The following is a 15,235-nucleotide window of genomic DNA, read 5'->3' on the forward strand; positions in this document are numbered from 1 at the left end:
CTTTTTTGCTACAAGGAGGAGAACTTCATGGATACGTTGGATAGAACTAGTGCGCAGACGATTATGGCATTTTACGAGGATAGAAATCCCTTACCTTTTGAAAAACGGTATAGAATGCTTTGCCTAAAGACGATTAATCATGTTTTGACGCATACAGATTGGTTATCTGAGGACGAATGGAGGGCAGCAGTTGCCACTTCGAGTTATATGCATTTGTCGCCAGCTAATAAGCAAGCTTTTTTTGATAAGTTTGTCTCATCTTATGATTTGAAGAAAAGTGAACTCTATGCGTGGGAAAGAGCGATTGGAGACAGCAAGGTCGAGCATGAGGTTGTCGAAAGACTACGACCTTTTAAAATAGAAGATGTTATTACAAGTTCGAACGAGGTAGCCAAGAGGTATACACCAGAAGTTGCTATGGAGATGGAGCAAATGCTACGCCACTTTTTTGATACATATCCAAAATCCATTAAAAGTAATGTAAATTATAAATCTATTGTTGGAGCAGTGGAATATGCTGTTATTGTGAGGGGGTATCCTGAACTAAAGGATTTTGATCAGCAGGAACTGGCGGATAGATATGAGGTTTCGAAAAATTCTATTGGTATTTGGCATCGAAATATAAAAAAATATTGTATTCGGGAGGCTTGGCATTGAGAATAGTTGTTAATGCTGTGGGTAGAGAAAAACGTGTGGCTTTTTTAGACGGCAACCAATTAATAGACTTAGGGATTCTGCGCCCGTCAAATGAACCACAAGTTTCAGATATTTATTTAGGTACGATTGTAAAAATAGATCAGAAGTTAAAAACAGCTTTTGTAAACATTGGCTACAAAGAAAATGCGTTCATACATTTGAAAGATATTCCAGTGACGTTTGCATTACATGAGGGTTTGAGATTACCAGTGCAAGTGAAGCGTGAAGGTAATGCAACCAAAGCTGCCTTATTAACTGGCATTATTGAATTATCGAAGAGCGCGCTTGTATATAGTTATGGTAGCACATTTGTCGCAGTGTCCAGAAAAATTCCGATGCCAGAAAAAGAGGCAATTCAACGACAAATAGCCCCACTGTTAAGCGAGCAAGAAGGTGTCATTGTTCGTTCAGCGGCGATTGATATACCGTTTGAAGAATTAGAGCAAATGCTAAACAAAGCGCGGCAGGAAATGCAAGGTATTTTAGCTAATAAGAAAGGCGCGAATCGGAAATTATACAGCGCGACGGAAAGTGTTGCATCGTTTTTACATAAACATCCACTTGCAACGAGTGATGCAGAAATTATTTGTGATGACACAGAATGTTATCAGCAATTGAAAACATTATTTACGAATGTTACGCTATTCCGTGAAAAAGGTGCCATTTTTTCGACATACAATTTAGAAGTTGCAATGAATCGTTTACTTCGGCCAACTGTTTTTTTGAGCAATGGAACTTCTTTAGTCATCGAAAAAACAGAAGCTATGTGGGTTATTGACATCAATTCGGGTAACTATAAAGGAAGGAGCGATCATATTGCCGCGTCTGTTAATTTATCTACAGTGAACGAAATTGGACGTCAAATGAAATTGCGTAATATGAGTGGTCTAATTTTAATTGATTTTATGAGCGGTATGGATAAACAACAGCTAGTAACTTTGCGTGCGCGTATGGAGGAAATGGCAGCTTTAGATCAGACAACGATGCGTGTGGAGGCTCTCTCAGAGAGTGGTTTGATGCAATTGACAAGACGGAAGCGTCAGAAGTCATTGCTGGAGGAAATGCATTGCACTTGTCCCGTTTGTGAAGGAACCGGATTTGTGGCTTCAGCGCAGACACTTATTTATCAGATGGAACGGGAGCTTCAAGGTGTTTTTGCAAGTAATCCTAGTTATGTAGCTGTAACTGTTACAATGGATGTAATGGATGCCTTTTTGGATGAAATTGCGTTTGATGGAGAGATTGATTGGATGATAGCGGATGATGTAAAACCGTTTTATCGGATTTCGCAAGTAGAACATTAGAGAGAGCTAGTTGACACGGGCTTTCTTTATATGGTATTATTCTAATGTTATGTTTGTAGCGCACCATGCTACAACCGCACAGAGCTGGGTTAAGTATTGCTTCGGTAATCCCCTGTGATGGCGAGTCTAAGTATATGAGGAGGTGCAAGTATGTACGCAATTATTGAAACAGGTGGAAAACAAGTTAAAGTTGAAGCTGGCCAAGAGATCTATGTTGAGAAATTAGCAGGTGAAGTTGGTGACGTGGTAACATTTGACAAAGTCGTTTTTGTTGGTGGTGACGCTGTTAAAGTTGGAGCTCCATTCGTGGAAGGTGCAACAGTAACGGCTAAAGTTGAAAAACAAGGTCGCGCTAAGAAATTGACTGTTTTCAAATATAAGCCTAAAAAGAACTATCACAAAAAACAAGGTCATCGTCAACCTTATACAAAATTAACGATTGACACAATCAACGCTTAATTTTTTGAGGGGATGATACTTATGATTCATGCAGATTTTATTCGGCGTGATGAACAAATTGTTGCTTTTGAGATGGATGGTCATGCCAATTTTGCTGAGCAAGGTGCGGATTTGGTATGTGCAGGTGCTACATCGATTGCTTTTGGTATGGTAAATGCAATTAGTGAGAAGATGGGAATAGAGCCTGTAATGGAAGAAGATGATGGTTATCTTTACTATTCCGTTCCTGAGGACTTAGAAGGCAACGCGGTCGTTCAGATACTGCTGGAGGGCATGGAGCATCAATTGATATCTTTAGCGTATAGCTATCCTGATTATATTACGATTAACTCCAAAAAGTAGGAGGTGGAATTTTCATGTTAAAATTTGATATTCAACACTTTGCCCATAAAAAAGGCGGTGGTTCTACATCCAATGGACGTGACTCCGAGTCGAAACGCTTAGGTGCTAAACGCGCTGATGGCCAATTCGTTACTGGTGGGTCTATCCTTTACCGTCAACGTGGCACAAAAATTTATCCTGGAACTAACGTTGGACGCGGCGGCGACGATACTCTTTTCGCTAAAGCTGATGGTGTTGTACGTTTTGAACGTATGGGCCGTGACAAGAAAAAAGTTAGTGTATATCCAGTAGCACAAGAAGCATAATATGTAAGAGATCTTTCTTCGGGAGGGTCTCTTTTTTATGTTTTATCCAGAACAATGTTTATCGATGTGTAGCGATAGGGTATAATCCTTATAACAAGTGCAATAAAACACAAGCTAGCTCAGGAGAGTAAAGGGTTGACAGCGTTTTCTTGATATGGTTTAATAGCTTTAAGTTAATATTTTGTCAGGAGAAGAGATGACAATCAAAACGTGAGAAGGTCTGTGCTGTACAGGTTTTTGTTTTGGTTGTCATTCTTTTTTTGAAATAAATGAAGTATGAGTTAGTGCTAGCGGTGACAAGGGGTATATTTTCGTTACGAATGTGCTAACTAGAAAATCAAAAGGAGTTGAAATCAATGGACACAAGTATTGGCACACAATTTTTAGGTGAGTTATTAGGTACGATGATTTTAGTGCTATTCGGTGGGGGCGTTGTGGCAGGCGTGTCATTGAAGCAATCAAAAGCGGAGGCAGGCGGTTGGGTAGTTGTTACGCTTGCTTGGGGCTTAGCGGTTACGATGGGGGTTTATGTATCCGGATACATGAGTTTGGCGCATTTGAACCCTGCTGTAACAATTGGTATGGCACTTGCGGGTAAATTTCCTTGGGCAGATGTTTTTCCTTACATATCTGCACAATTCATCGGGGCGTTCATTGGGGCGACGCTGGTATGGCTCCACTATTTCCCACATTGGGCGAAAACAGAAGATAAACCTACGAAACTAGGTGTGTTCTCAACAGCACCAGCGATTCGTCATTATACATCGAATTTCTTTGGAGAAGCATTAGGTACATTTATTTTGATTTTCGGACTTTTATCTATTGGTGCAAACAAATTTTCAGAAGGTTTGAATCCGTTAGTTGTTGGTGGCTTGATTGTCGTTATCGGTATGTCACTTGGTGGTACGACTGGGTATGCGATTAATCCAGCGCGTGACTTAGGTCCTCGAATTGCACATTTTGTCTGGCCGATTGCTGGAAAAGGTGGATCAGATTGGGCGTATTCTTGGGTGCCTGTGCTCGGACCCGTTGTCGGCGGTGCGCTAGGCGGACTTGGATACAACGCAATAATTAACGGTGACTTTAACGTTTGGTTATGGATTTTCATAGCACTGTTCCTTGTGATTTTACTTGGAACCATGCAACTCGACAAAAAACAAAAAGCGTGACAAAATATAGATGCGGGCACATATAATCGAAGGGGGATTTATTGATGGAGAAAAAATATATTTTAGCATTAGACCAAGGTACCACGAGTTCAAGAGCAATGATTGTAGATGAAACTGGCGAAATTATCGGTGTGGAACAAAAAGAGTTTGAGCAGATTTTTCCAAAACCGGGTTGGGTAGAACATAGTGCTAATGAAATTTGGGCATCGATTCTAGCGGTTATTGCGGGCGTTCTTTTAAAAACAAATATTTCATCGAAGCAAGTGGCTGGTATTGGTATTACGAATCAGCGTGAAACAACAGTTGTTTGGGAAAAAGAAACGGGAAATCCGATTTATAATGCTATTGTTTGGCAATCTCGTCAAACGGCTGACATTTGTAACCAGCTGAAAAAAGACGGCTACAATGATATGGTTCGCGATAAAACGGGTCTGCTCATTGATGCGTATTTTGCGGGAACGAAAGCGCGTTGGATTTTGGATCATGTGGACGGAGCGCAAGAGCGTGCGGAAAATGGCGAATTATTATTTGGAACGATTGATACATGGCTTGTCTGGAAATTAACTGGCGGGAAAGCCCATGTGACCGACTATTCGAATGCGTCGCGGACGTTGCTTTATAATATTTATGATTTGCAGTGGGATGATGAATTGCTAGAAATGCTAAACATTCCAGAAGTAATGCTTCCAGAAGTAAAACAATCGTCTGAGGTATACGGCACGACGGTTCCTTATCACTTCTTCGGCGAGGAAGTTCCAGTAGCAGGTATCGCTGGTGACCAACAAGCCGCGTTATTCGGTCAAGGTTGTTTTGAAAAAGGCGAGGCGAAAAACACATATGGAACTGGTTGTTTCTTGTTGATGAACACGGGAGACAAAGCCGTTAAATCGGATACTGGCTTGCTCACAACGCTTGCTTGGGGAATTGATGGCAAAGTTGAGTATGCGCTAGAAGGTAGTATTTTTGTAGCTGGCTCGGCCATTCAGTGGCTGCGTGATGGCATGCGGATGCTACGTCATTCTGGCGATTCTGAAAATTACGCGTCTCGCATTGAGTCATCAGACGGTGTGTATGTCGTACCAGCATTCGTTGGTCTAGGAGCCCCATATTGGGATTCCGATGTACGCGGTGCCGTTTTCGGCTTAACACGTGGTACGGAGAAAGAGCAATTTATTCGTGCGACATTAGAATCGCTAGCATATCAAACCAAAGACGTCCTTAATGCGATGGAAAAAGATTCGGGCATCGAGCTAAAACTACTACACGTTGATGGTGGCGCATGTGCCAATGACTTCTTAATGCAGTTCCAAGCAGACATTTTAAATGTGCCAGTAGAACGCCCTGAAAATCGCGAAACAACCGTTTTAGGCGCGGCATTCCTAGCAGGTCTTGCAGTTGGCGTTTGGAAAGACAAGAAAGAAATTAAGAGACATTGGAAGTTAGATAAGAAATTTGAAGTAGAAATGAAAGAGGACGAGCGTGACGAGCTATACGGCGGCTGGAAAAAGGCTGTCAAAGCAGCGCAAGCATTCAAATAATAAGATGGAAGCACCCATTCGAGTTTGGGTGTTTCTTTTTTTATTTTTTTGGCTAAAAACGTATCTTTAAAATAAAATATCCGAAAAAGGATGACATTTGTAGGTGAAGTTGGTTATAATGAACAGATGATATAAAATTGGACGGGAGAATGATTATGTTTATAGATCAAGTTAAGATATATGTAAGAGCCGGTGATGGCGGAGATGGGATGGTCGCATTTCGTCGTGAAAAATTTGTACCAAATGGTGGCCCAGCAGGTGGTGACGGTGGTAATGGTGGTAATGTTGTTTTTGAAGTAGATGAAGGTTTGCGGACGTTAGTCGATTTCCGTTATCAACGCCGTTTTAAAGCGGAACGTGGCGAACACGGAATGAGTAAAAGTATGCACGGTCGTGGCGCAGATGATTTAGTCGTGAAAGTACCACAAGGAACCGTTGTGACAGATGTAGAGACGGGCGAAGTGATTGCTGATTTAGTGGCACATGGTCAACAAGCGTTAATTGCTAAAGCTGGCCGTGGTGGTCGTGGAAATAAGCGCTTTGCAACTCCTGCCAATCCGGCGCCTGAACTTTCCGAGAACGGTGAGCCTGGCCAAGAACGTACGATTCAATTAGAGTTGAAAGTATTAGCCGATGTTGGTTTAGTAGGTTTTCCAAGTGTTGGTAAATCAACATTGTTATCGGTTGTTTCTGCAGCACGTCCGAAAATCGCGGCGTACCATTTTACAACGATTGTTCCTAATTTAGGAATGGTGGACACAGGGGATGGCCGTAGCTTTGTTATGGCGGATTTACCGGGCTTGATCGAAGGGGCTAGCCAAGGTGTTGGTCTGGGGCATCAGTTCTTACGCCATATTGAACGTACGCGTGTTATCGTTCATGTGATTGACATGTCTGCTTCGGAAGGTCGCGACCCGTATGAGGATTACTTGGCGATTAACAAGGAGCTTGAACAGTACAATTTACGCTTGATGGAACGCCCACAAGTCATTGTCGCGAACAAAATGGATATGCCAGATGCAGAAGAACAGTTAGCTATGTTTAAAGAAAAATTAACGGAGGATGTTCCTGTATTCCCGATTTCTGCAGTTACTAAATCAGGTTTGAATGCTTTAATCCTATCGGTTGCTGATAAATTGGAAAATACGCCGGAATTCCCATTGGATGAGCTACTAGAAAAAGAAGAAGAAGATACAGTACTTTACAAATTCGAAGCAGAAGCTCCTGATTTTGAAATTTCGCGTGATCCTGATGGTGCGTATGTACTAACTGGGGAGAAATTAGAACGTCTATTTGCGATGACGAACTTCGAACGTGATGCGTCAATTCAACGCTTTTCTCGTCAATTGCGGGCGATGGGTGTCGATGATGCACTCCGAAAACGTGGGGCGCAAGATGGTGACATCGTTCGTCTGTTTGATTTCGAGTTTGAATTCATCGAGTAATAAAGGGGTGGTATGGTTATGAAGGTTGGTTACTTGGGGCCTGTGGCAACATTTACACATACGGCGGCGGTGAGCGCTTTTCCTCACGATGAGGCGGTTGCTTATGCCTCGATTCCCGATTGCATTATGGCGATTGAAAAAGGACGCGTGGACGTGGCGGTTGTTCCGATTGAGAATACGATTGAAGGGACAGTGAATGTGACGCTAGATTATTTGTTTCATCAGTCGAGCGTGCCAATTGTGGCCGAAATTGTTGTTCCAATTGCGCAACATGTCATGGTTCACCCGAATAATAGCAACACATGGCAATCTGTTCAAAAAGTAATGTCACATCCGCAAGCTATCGCGCAATGCCATACATTTTTACAAACAGAGCTGTATGGTGTAGAGCGCGAAACAACGCCTTCTACGGCTTATGCGGCAGAATGGGTAAGCAAGCACCCGAATGAGCTAATCGCGGCAATTGCGCCTTATATGGCGGCTGAGACATATGGTTTAACGATTGTGCAAGAAAATGCGCAAGATATCGAGTTAAATCAGACTAGGTTTGTCGTTTTAAGTCGTCAGCCAGTAAACGTTGCTTTGCCAGACCGTGAAGAAGAAAAAACATCGGTCAGCGTTATTTTGCCAAACAATATGCCCGGAGCGCTTCATAAAGTACTCGCAACTTTTGCATGGCGCAACATCGATATGAGCAAAATCGAATCACGGCCATTAAAAACATCACTCGGCGAGTATTTTTTCCTCATCGATCTTTTATCAGACGGGGAAGCGCAATTAGTGCAAAATGCATTAGAAGAAATCGCCTTGCTTGGTGGCACAACGCGCGAATTAGGTACCTATCATGTGTATCGTTTACCAGTAAAAGTGAAATAATCCAGAAATCATGTCTTTGTGAATGCAGGCATGATTTTTTGATATCCTTTTCCATTGCAGTTTTCCGCTAACTAAGCTAGACTTTTAAGTAGAAAAATGTTTGAAGGAGTGTAGCAAATGGCAGGGCATTCGAAATGGAAAAACATACAGGGGCGTAAAAATGCACAAGACTCGAAGCGGGCAAAAGTGTTTCAAAAGTTAGCCAAAGAAATTTTTGTGGCGGCAAAAGCTGGTGTGGATATTAGCACGAATGCGTCGTTGCGGCTTGTTGTCGATAAAGCAAAGGCAGTAAATATGCCAAATGATAATATTAAACGTGCAATTGATAAAGCTGCGGGAAATACGGCTGGTGAGCATTATGATGAAATTACGTACGAAGGATACGCTCCTGGTGGCATTGCTGTATTAGTGCATACGTTAACGGATAATCGAAATCGGACATCCACGAATGTTCGTGTGGCGTTCAACAAAAATGGTGGAAATTTAGGTGAAACAGGAAGTGTCGCCTATATGTTTGATCGAAAAGGCTATATTGTGATTGAGCGGGCGGATTTGGAAGTGGACGAGGATACATTCATCTTAGAAGCAATTGAAGCAGGCGCAGATGATGTAGAGGCAAGCGAAGAAGCTTTTGAAGTGTACACAGAAGCAAATACTTTTACGGATGTGAAAGATGCACTGAGTGAAGCTGGATATGCCTTTGTAACAGCAGAGCTATCGATGATTCCGCAAGTTTCCAATGAGATTCCAAAAGACAAAAAAGAACAGTTTGAGCGAATGATTGATGCATTAGAAGATGACGATGACGTACAAGAAGTATATACGAATGCAATTGGTTATTGATGGGAAGGAGGATGGAAGATGAACAGAACAGCAGAATTTATACTAGGCTTGATTGGTGGTATTACAGGTATCATTGCTTCCGGAACAGCGTTGATTTCAGGTTTGGTGCTAACAGGTATTAGTGCCTTTGATGTCGATCCAATATTCGCCAATTATTATGGGCTAGGCCTGCTCTTTGCAAGCATAGTGGTATTTTTTGTGGCTGTATTTGGCATCGTTGCAGCATGCCTATTAAAAAAGAATCCAAAAGTCTGGGGAATCCTGCTAATCATCGCAGGAGGCATAGGCTTTGTCCTCATTCAACTACTTTGGATTGTACCAGGCGTATTACTAATCATTTCCGGAATCATGTGCGTATCGCGTAAAGCATCGCCATACGATGATTTCTAAACTAAAGTCTAATATAAACCATATTTTAACGAAAAATAAGTAAGGAATCGCGTGTCCCTATTTCTGGGTAAGACGTGATTTCTGCTTTACGCAAATCGAGCGCTTGTCGCCGATTTATTTGGGTTATACACCTTTTCTTTTTTTGTGTCAAAATTGTAAGGTGCCCGTCATCTAAATCGAGGGAATTTCAGTCGTTGTATTGGTAAGATAAATACATAAATAAGGCGATTGGAGCGATTGACATGAAAAAATTAATAATTACAGGTGCAGTATTAGGAACTTTATTATTAGGATTAACAGGGTATTTTGCTTACCAAATGCATGGCGTGATTGCGAGCGCTGATTTGGTGAAAGTGGGAAATTTACAAAAATAATCTAAAATAGCACTTTTCTTTCGGTTTGATTCTGTGTAAAATGGGAACTAGATTGTAAGGAAGGTGATGTCATATGAAGCCTAGGAAAGTAATGATTATTGGTGCTGGAAACGTTGGTTCAGCAGCAGCACATGCGTTTGTGAATCAAAATATTTGCGAGGAATTGGTGCTCGTTGATTTGAATGCAGAACGTGTGGAAGGGCATCGCAAAGATTTAGCGGATGCAGCGGCTTTCACGCACGGTATGATGAAAATCAGTGTTCGTGAGGCAAAAGATTGTAAAGATATTGATATTGCTGTAATTACTGTAACGGCAGGAGCTTTGAAAGAAGGTCAGACAAGACTTGACGAGCTAAAAAGTACATCGCGAATCATTGCGAACATTGTTCCAGACATGATGAAAAATGGATTTGAAGGTATTTTCTTAGTAGCGGCGAATCCAGTGGATATTATTACATATCAAGTATGGAAGTTATCCGGATTACCTCGCCATCGTGTGCTTGGAACGGGCGTTTGGCTTGATACGACAAGATTACGTCGTTTGCTTTCTGAAAAATTAGATGTGGCGCCACAAAGTATTGATGCATTTGTACTTGGTGAACATGGCGACTCGCAGTTTCCAGTTTGGTCTCATTCTTCTGTTTACGGGAAATCAATTAATGCGTATAGCAAAGAAAAATTTGGCACAGAGTTTGATTTGAAGGCTATTGGAGAACGGGCACGTGATACTGGCTTTGAAATTTATCATCAAAAAGGTTGTACGGAATACGGTATTGCTGGAACAATTGTGGAAATTTCCCGTAACATTTTCAGTGGGAGCCATCGCGCGTTGGCAGTTTCGTGCGTATTAGATGGTGAATACGGAAAGTCTAACATCGCGATTGGTGTTCCAGCTGTACTAGCGCAAGATGGCGTGAAGGAGATTATCGAACTTGAATTAAACAAGCTGGAGAAGTCACAATTCGATGCTTCAGCTGCTGTCATTGCAGAGAATATCGGGCACTTGGGCTAAAAAATAGATAGCAAAAACAGCGATCCGGCATTATGAATCGCTGTTTTTCATCGTGATTTCGGATTGTTTTGTTCTTCTTTATTGAGTTGTTTTAATTTTTGTTTGACTTCGTAATTGGAGGTGGAACGGTTCGCTGGATTGAGTGCCGAGGCTGCGAGATGTACGAATTTTTTGAGTGATTTTGTGATGGTTTTTTCTGTCATGGGTTTGCCTCCTTTTCTTTTATTGTATGCGATTTCATGAATTTTCACAAGATGGTGCGTGTGGAATTCTCGGAATATAGCTTTTTTGATAGTACAAATGTTCTTTTTTATGCTATCATGGAAGGAGTGAATTTAATTTGATGGAGGGCATTTTCTTTGTATGAGTATATAAAAGGTACGGTGACGGATATTTCTCCAGAGTATATTGTGATTGAGACAAGTCAGATTGGTTATCAAATTATGACAGGAAATCCTTTTTCTTTTTCGAGCTTAGAGGGGCAGGAGACGAAGGTTTATTTATATCAGCATGTGCGCGAGGACAATATTTCTTTATTCGGCTTCCAAACGGCAGAAGAACGCTATTTATTTAAAAAAATTGCTCGGCGTGTCTGGTATTGGACCAAAGAGTGCGCTAGCTATTATTGCGGCAGGTGATCCAGTTCCGCTTATTTCAGCGATTGAAGCAGAGGATGATGTATATTTAACGAAATTTCCGAGTGTTGGGAAAAAGACGGCACGCCAAATTATTCTTGATTTAAAAGGAAAACTAGCAGATGTCGCGGCGGATCAAATTACGGTACAAAAAGCGACGAAAGATATTTCTGATGGTTTGCCAACGGCGCTAGAAGAGGCTGTATTGGCTTTGGAAGCACTTGGTTATAGTACACGTGAATTGAAGAAAGTATTGCCGAAATTGGAAAAAGAAGTATTGACGAGCAATGACTATATTAAGCTAGCATTGCAGCTCATGACGAAGTAAGGAAGGGGAATGTGACATGGAAGACCGCATCGTTTCTGGTGAAAATGTGAATCAAGAGGAAGTTTCCTTCGAGAAGAGTCTTCGCCCACAGACCTTGGCACAATATATAGGGCAAGAAAAGGTAAAGCATAATTTAGAAGTCTTTATTGAGGCTGCAAAACAACGAGAAGAGGCGCTGGATCACGTGCTTTTGTACGGGCCTCCAGGGCTGGGTAAAACGACGCTTGCAATGGTGATTGCGAATGAGATGGGGACAACGATGCGTACAACAAGTGGTCCAGCGATTGAGCGACCGGGGGATTTGGCGACGATTTTGACGACGCTTGAGCCTGGCGATGTGTTATTTATTGATGAGATACATCGTTTGAATCGCTCGATTGAGGAGATTTTATATCCGGCGATGGAGGATTATTGTTTGGATATTGTAATTGGGACGGGTCCAACGGCGCGATCGGTACGTTTAGACTTGCCACCATTTACGTTGATTGGCGCGACAACGCGTGCTGGGCAGTTATCGGCTCCTTTGCGTGATCGGTTTGGTGTAATTGATCATCTGGAGTTTTATTCGGAGGAACATTTGACGGAGATTGTGACGCGGACGGCAGATATTTTGGATACGGAAGTGGACAAGTATGGTGCGATAGAAATTGCGAGACGGTCTCGTGGGACACCGCGTATTGCGAATCGGCTATTAAAGCGGGTGCGTGACTTCGCGCAAGTTCGCAGTGATGGTTTGGTGACAGAAAGTTTGGCACGAGAAGCGTTGACGTTGCTACAAGTGGACCCTCGTGGTTTGGATACGATTGATCAGCGGTTATTAACGACGATTATCCACTCGTTTCGCGGTGGGCCGGTAGGTTTAGATACAATTGCGGCAAGCATTGGTGAGGAACGCGAAACGATTGAAGATATGCAAGAACCGTATTTATTACAAATTGGCTTTTTGCAGCGGACGCCACGGGGACGAATAGTGACGGATGCAGCTTATGCCCATTTAGGTTTAACGAAAAGTGAATGAAAAGGTGTGTCGGGATGAGAGTAGAAGATTTTGATTTTGAATTACCAGAAGAATTGATTGCGCAGACGCCGTTACTTGATCGGACGTCTAGTCGTTTGATGTTAGTAAATAAGGAAACGGGCGCTATTGAAGACGCTCATTTTCCTGCGATTTTAGAACAGCTACACGCAGGGGATGCACTTGTATTGAATGATACGCGTGTTCTTCCAGCGCGACTCCACGGAGAGAAGGCGGAGACGGGTGCCCATATTGAAGTGTTGCTTTTAAAGCAAAAGGAAGGCGATGCTTGGGAGACGCTAGTTAAACCAGCGAAACGGATTAGAAAAGGGATGCGTATTGAGTTTGGCGACGGCGAACTTTCTGCCGTTTGTTTGGAAGAGTTAGAGCATGGTGGCCGAATTTTGCAGTTTGAATATAGTGGGATTTTTTATGAGATTTTAGAGCGCCTTGGAGAAATGCCGTTGCCGCCGTATATTAAAGAGCAGTTAGAGGATCAAAATCGCTATCAGACTGTGTTTGCACGGGAAAATGGTTCTGCGGCTGCTCCGACAGCTGGCTTGCATTTTACGCAAGATTTGTTGCAAAAAGTTCGTGCTAAAGGCGTCAAAGTGATTTTTCTGACGCTACATGTTGGCTTAGGAACTTTCCGCCCAGTAGATGTGGAAGACACGGCAAATCATAAGATGCATTCTGAATTTTATCGTTTAACGCGTGAGGCTGCGCAAGAGCTAAATGCTGTGAAAGCGGCTGGTGGTAAAATTGTGGCGGTTGGTACAACTTCAATTCGGACGCTGGAGACAATTGCAACGAAGTTTGATGGGGAACTGCAAGAAGATAGTGGCTGGACAGATATTTTTATTTCGCCGGGTTACATATTCAAAGCAGTGGACGCATTAATTACGAATTTTCACTTGCCTAAGTCGACATTGATTATGCTTGTGAGCGCGCTAGCTGGACGTGAATATATTATGGCAGCATATGAACATGCGGTAGCAGAACGATATCGCTTCTTTAGTTTCGGCGATGCGATGTTTATTTATGCCTAATTTTTATTTTTACTAGAAAACACTTGTTTTTCGGTTCTTTTTTAGATATGCTATGGATTGGATATTAACGAAATAGAAAGAGGTAGAAAATGGCTGCGATTACCTATGAATTAATAAAGACAGATAAACAAACAGGTGCCCGGCTTGGTAAAATTCATACGCCGCACGGTTCTTTTGATACGCCAATGTTTATGCCGGTTGGAACGCTTGCAACGGTTAAAACAATGTCGCCAGAAGAACTTAAAGCGATGGGTTCGGGTATTATTTTGAGCAATACGTATCATTTGTGGTTACGACCAGGGGAAGACTTAATTGAAGAAGCTGGTGGTCTCCATAAATTTATGAACTGGGACCAGGCAATTTTAACGGATTCAGGCGGTTACCAAGTTTTTAGCTTGAGTGATATGCGCGACATTAAAGAAGAAGGCGTACATTTTCGAAATCATTTAAATGGTGATAAATTATTCCTATCTCCTGAAAAAGCGATTCAAGTGCAGAACTCACTTGGTGCGGATATTATGATGTCATTTGATGAATGTCCGCCATATCCAGCGACACATGAATATATGAAAAAATCAATTGAACGTACATCTCGCTGGGCAGAACGTGGCTTGAAAGCACACACTCGTCCGCATGATCAAGGACTTTTTGGAATCGTGCAAGGGGGCTCTTACAAAGATTTACGGGAACAAAGTGCGCGTGATTTAGTATCGATGGATTTTCCGGGTTATTCGATTGGCGGTTTGTCCGTTGGTGAGCCGAAAGATATTATGAATGAGGTATTAGAATATACAACGCCATTACTTCCAAGCAATAAACCGCGTTATTTAATGGGAGTTGGTTCTCCTGATGCGTTAATTGATGGTGTTATTCGGGGCGTAGATATGTTTGACTGTGTGTTACCTACGCGCATTGCTAGGAACGGAACATGTATGACAAGCCAAGGTCGTTTAGTAGTTCGTAACGCTAAGTTTGCACGTGACTTTAGGCCACTTGATGAGGCGTGTGATTGCTACACATGTAAAAATTACTCGCGTGCCTACATTCGCCATTTAATTCGTTGTGATGAAACGTTTGGTATTAGGCTTACTACTTATCATAACCTACATTTTCTGTTACACTTAATGGAGCAGGTTCGCGGTGCGATTATGAATGACCGCCTTGCTGATTTCCGGGAAGAATTTTTTGAGCAGTATGGTCTTAACGGTCCGAATGCGAAAAATTTCTAAATATAGACTAATAACGAAAGGAGCTGAATAAACACATGGCAATGTTAATCCCATTATTACTTATGATTGTATTGTTCTACTTCTTGCTTATTCGTCCACAACAAAAACGTCAAAAAGAAGTCAATGCAATGCAAAGTGGTTTATCAAAAGGTGATAAAATCATTACTATCGGAAGGATTGCACGGAACAGTTGTAGCAATTGAAGATGGCAATGTTGTACTTGATT

General features: G+C 42.1%; 19 protein-coding genes, 1 pseudogene and 1 other annotated feature. Of the genes and pseudogenes, 19 read left to right on the top strand and 1 reads right to left on the bottom strand.

What is annotated here, in order from left to right; genetic code table 11:
- Nucleotides 1–27: 27 nt before the first annotated feature.
- The 13 genes from PRIP_RS10400 (at nt 28) to PRIP_RS10455 (ending at nt 10,753) form a co-directional block, all read left to right on the top strand.
- Complete coding sequence (locus PRIP_RS10400) at nt 28–657, top strand: hypothetical protein (RefSeq protein WP_036101125.1); 630 nt, start codon at nt 28–30, stop codon at nt 655–657.
- Complete coding sequence (locus PRIP_RS10405) at nt 654–2,000, top strand: ribonuclease E/G (RefSeq protein WP_036101126.1); 1,347 nt, start codon at nt 654–656, stop codon at nt 1,998–2,000. Before PRIP_RS10400 ends, PRIP_RS10405 begins: the two co-directional genes overlap by 4 nt.
- Before the next feature lie 62 nt (nt 2,001–2,062).
- Nucleotides 2,063–2,138: a sequence feature (ribosomal protein L21 leader region), on the top strand.
- Nucleotides 2,139–2,150: 12 nt separating this feature from the next.
- Nucleotides 2,151–2,459 (top strand): 50S ribosomal protein L21, encoded by a 309-nt coding sequence (gene rplU, locus PRIP_RS10410; RefSeq protein ID WP_036087854.1) that lies wholly within the window; start codon nt 2,151–2,153, stop codon nt 2,457–2,459.
- A 21-nt stretch (nt 2,460–2,480) separates the two neighbouring features.
- Nucleotides 2,481–2,801: a ribosomal-processing cysteine protease Prp gene (locus PRIP_RS10415; RefSeq protein ID WP_036101127.1), complete on the top strand. Its 321-nt coding sequence runs from the start codon at nt 2,481–2,483 to the stop codon at nt 2,799–2,801.
- A gap of 14 nt (nt 2,802–2,815) precedes the next feature.
- Nucleotides 2,816–3,106 (top strand): 50S ribosomal protein L27, encoded by a 291-nt coding sequence (gene rpmA, locus PRIP_RS10420; RefSeq protein WP_036087858.1) that lies wholly within the window; start codon nt 2,816–2,818, stop codon nt 3,104–3,106.
- 356 nt (nt 3,107–3,462) lie between these two features.
- On the top strand, nt 3,463–4,275 hold the full coding sequence (locus tag PRIP_RS10425) for an MIP/aquaporin family protein (RefSeq protein WP_036101128.1): 813 nt from the start codon (nt 3,463–3,465) through the stop codon (nt 4,273–4,275).
- A gap of 44 nt (nt 4,276–4,319) precedes the next feature.
- Nucleotides 4,320–5,813 carry a glycerol kinase GlpK gene (gene glpK, locus PRIP_RS10430; protein WP_036101129.1) on the top strand — a complete coding sequence of 498 codons (1,494 nt, stop codon included), beginning with the start codon at nt 4,320–4,322 and terminating at the stop codon, nt 5,811–5,813.
- 155 nt (nt 5,814–5,968) lie between these two features.
- A complete protein-coding gene (obgE, locus tag PRIP_RS10435; RefSeq protein WP_036101130.1) occupies nt 5,969–7,258 on the top strand; it encodes a GTPase ObgE in 1,290 nt (429 codons plus the stop codon).
- A gap of 18 nt (nt 7,259–7,276) precedes the next feature.
- Nucleotides 7,277–8,134 carry a prephenate dehydratase gene (gene pheA / locus PRIP_RS10440; protein ID WP_036101131.1) on the top strand — a complete coding sequence of 286 codons (858 nt, stop codon included), beginning with the start codon at nt 7,277–7,279 and terminating at the stop codon, nt 8,132–8,134.
- A 117-nt stretch (nt 8,135–8,251) separates the two neighbouring features.
- On the top strand, nt 8,252–8,977 hold the full coding sequence (locus PRIP_RS10445; protein WP_036101132.1) for a YebC/PmpR family DNA-binding transcriptional regulator: 726 nt from the start codon (nt 8,252–8,254) through the stop codon (nt 8,975–8,977).
- An 18-nt stretch (nt 8,978–8,995) separates the two neighbouring features.
- Entirely contained in the window at nt 8,996–9,367 is a 372-nt protein-coding gene (locus PRIP_RS10450; protein ID WP_036101133.1) for a DUF4064 domain-containing protein, read from the top strand.
- A 242-nt stretch (nt 9,368–9,609) separates the two neighbouring features.
- Nucleotides 9,610–9,741 carry a hypothetical protein gene (locus PRIP_RS17990; protein WP_277620092.1) on the top strand — a complete coding sequence of 44 codons (132 nt, stop codon included), beginning with the start codon at nt 9,610–9,612 and terminating at the stop codon, nt 9,739–9,741.
- 73 nt (nt 9,742–9,814) lie between these two features.
- Nucleotides 9,815–10,753, top strand: a complete 939-nt coding sequence (locus PRIP_RS10455; protein WP_036101134.1) for an L-lactate dehydrogenase — start codon at nt 9,815–9,817, stop codon at nt 10,751–10,753.
- Between the two features lie 47 nt (nt 10,754–10,800).
- On the opposite strand, the gene PRIP_RS17175 is transcribed toward PRIP_RS10455, so the two are convergent.
- Complete coding sequence (locus PRIP_RS17175) at nt 10,801–10,956, bottom strand: hypothetical protein (RefSeq protein ID WP_159101536.1); 156 nt, start codon at nt 10,954–10,956, stop codon at nt 10,801–10,803.
- A 156-nt stretch (nt 10,957–11,112) separates the two neighbouring features.
- Between PRIP_RS17175 and PRIP_RS18110 the strand changes: the two genes are divergently transcribed.
- The 6 genes and pseudogenes from PRIP_RS18110 to yajC all read left to right on the top strand — a co-directional run.
- Nucleotides 11,113–11,391: an OB-fold domain-containing protein gene (locus PRIP_RS18110; protein WP_338151590.1), complete on the top strand. Its 279-nt coding sequence runs from the start codon at nt 11,113–11,115 to the stop codon at nt 11,389–11,391.
- Nucleotides 11,318–11,716: a Holliday junction branch migration protein RuvA gene (gene ruvA / locus PRIP_RS10460; protein WP_338151591.1), complete on the top strand. Its 399-nt coding sequence runs from the start codon at nt 11,318–11,320 to the stop codon at nt 11,714–11,716. Before PRIP_RS18110 ends, ruvA begins: the two co-directional genes overlap by 74 nt.
- A 16-nt stretch (nt 11,717–11,732) precedes the next feature.
- On the top strand, nt 11,733–12,734 hold the full coding sequence (ruvB, locus tag PRIP_RS10465) for a Holliday junction branch migration DNA helicase RuvB (RefSeq protein WP_036101135.1): 1,002 nt from the start codon (nt 11,733–11,735) through the stop codon (nt 12,732–12,734).
- A gap of 14 nt (nt 12,735–12,748) precedes the next feature.
- Nucleotides 12,749–13,780: a tRNA preQ1(34) S-adenosylmethionine ribosyltransferase-isomerase QueA gene (queA, locus tag PRIP_RS10470; protein WP_036101136.1), complete on the top strand. Its 1,032-nt coding sequence runs from the start codon at nt 12,749–12,751 to the stop codon at nt 13,778–13,780.
- A gap of 89 nt (nt 13,781–13,869) precedes the next feature.
- Nucleotides 13,870–15,009, top strand: a complete 1,140-nt coding sequence (gene tgt, locus PRIP_RS10475; protein WP_036101137.1) for a tRNA guanosine(34) transglycosylase Tgt — start codon at nt 13,870–13,872, stop codon at nt 15,007–15,009.
- A 35-nt stretch (nt 15,010–15,044) separates the two neighbouring features.
- Nucleotides 15,045–15,235: pseudogene (gene yajC / locus PRIP_RS10480) on the top strand (preprotein translocase subunit YajC); the annotation flags it as partial.

Source organism: Paenilisteria riparia FSL S10-1204 (assembly GCF_000525995.1).
In the GTDB taxonomy this organism is placed as follows: domain Bacteria; phylum Bacillota; class Bacilli; order Lactobacillales; family Listeriaceae; genus Listeria_A; species Listeria_A riparia.

What these genes read in the sequence shown, in the direction of transcription:
- PRIP_RS10455 (WP_036101134.1), top strand. Translation starts at nt 9,815, where the DNA reads ATGAAGCCTAGGAAAGTAATGATTATTGGTGCTGGAAACGTTGGTTCA.
- PRIP_RS10415 (WP_036101127.1), top strand. Translation starts at nt 2,481, where the DNA reads ATGATTCATGCAGATTTTATTCGGCGTGATGAACAAATTGTTGCTTTT.
- rplU (WP_036087854.1), top strand. Translation starts at nt 2,151, where the DNA reads ATGTACGCAATTATTGAAACAGGTGGAAAACAAGTTAAAGTTGAAGCT.
- glpK (WP_036101129.1), top strand. Translation starts at nt 4,320, where the DNA reads ATGGAGAAAAAATATATTTTAGCATTAGACCAAGGTACCACGAGTTCA.
- PRIP_RS10425 (WP_036101128.1), top strand. Translation starts at nt 3,463, where the DNA reads ATGGACACAAGTATTGGCACACAATTTTTAGGTGAGTTATTAGGTACG.
- ruvB (WP_036101135.1), top strand. Translation starts at nt 11,733, where the DNA reads ATGGAAGACCGCATCGTTTCTGGTGAAAATGTGAATCAAGAGGAAGTT.
- queA (WP_036101136.1), top strand. Translation starts at nt 12,749, where the DNA reads ATGAGAGTAGAAGATTTTGATTTTGAATTACCAGAAGAATTGATTGCG.
- PRIP_RS10450 (WP_036101133.1), top strand. Translation starts at nt 8,996, where the DNA reads ATGAACAGAACAGCAGAATTTATACTAGGCTTGATTGGTGGTATTACA.
- rpmA (WP_036087858.1), top strand. Translation starts at nt 2,816, where the DNA reads ATGTTAAAATTTGATATTCAACACTTTGCCCATAAAAAAGGCGGTGGT.
- pheA (WP_036101131.1), top strand. Translation starts at nt 7,277, where the DNA reads ATGAAGGTTGGTTACTTGGGGCCTGTGGCAACATTTACACATACGGCG.
- PRIP_RS17175 (WP_159101536.1), bottom strand. Translation starts at nt 10,956, where the DNA reads ATGACAGAAAAAACCATCACAAAATCACTCAAAAAATTCGTACATCTC.
- PRIP_RS10400 (WP_036101125.1), top strand. Translation starts at nt 28, where the DNA reads ATGGATACGTTGGATAGAACTAGTGCGCAGACGATTATGGCATTTTAC.
- PRIP_RS17990 (WP_277620092.1), top strand. Translation starts at nt 9,610, where the DNA reads ATGAAAAAATTAATAATTACAGGTGCAGTATTAGGAACTTTATTATTA.
- obgE (WP_036101130.1), top strand. Translation starts at nt 5,969, where the DNA reads ATGTTTATAGATCAAGTTAAGATATATGTAAGAGCCGGTGATGGCGGA.
- tgt (WP_036101137.1), top strand. Translation starts at nt 13,870, where the DNA reads ATGGCTGCGATTACCTATGAATTAATAAAGACAGATAAACAAACAGGT.
- PRIP_RS10445 (WP_036101132.1), top strand. Translation starts at nt 8,252, where the DNA reads ATGGCAGGGCATTCGAAATGGAAAAACATACAGGGGCGTAAAAATGCA.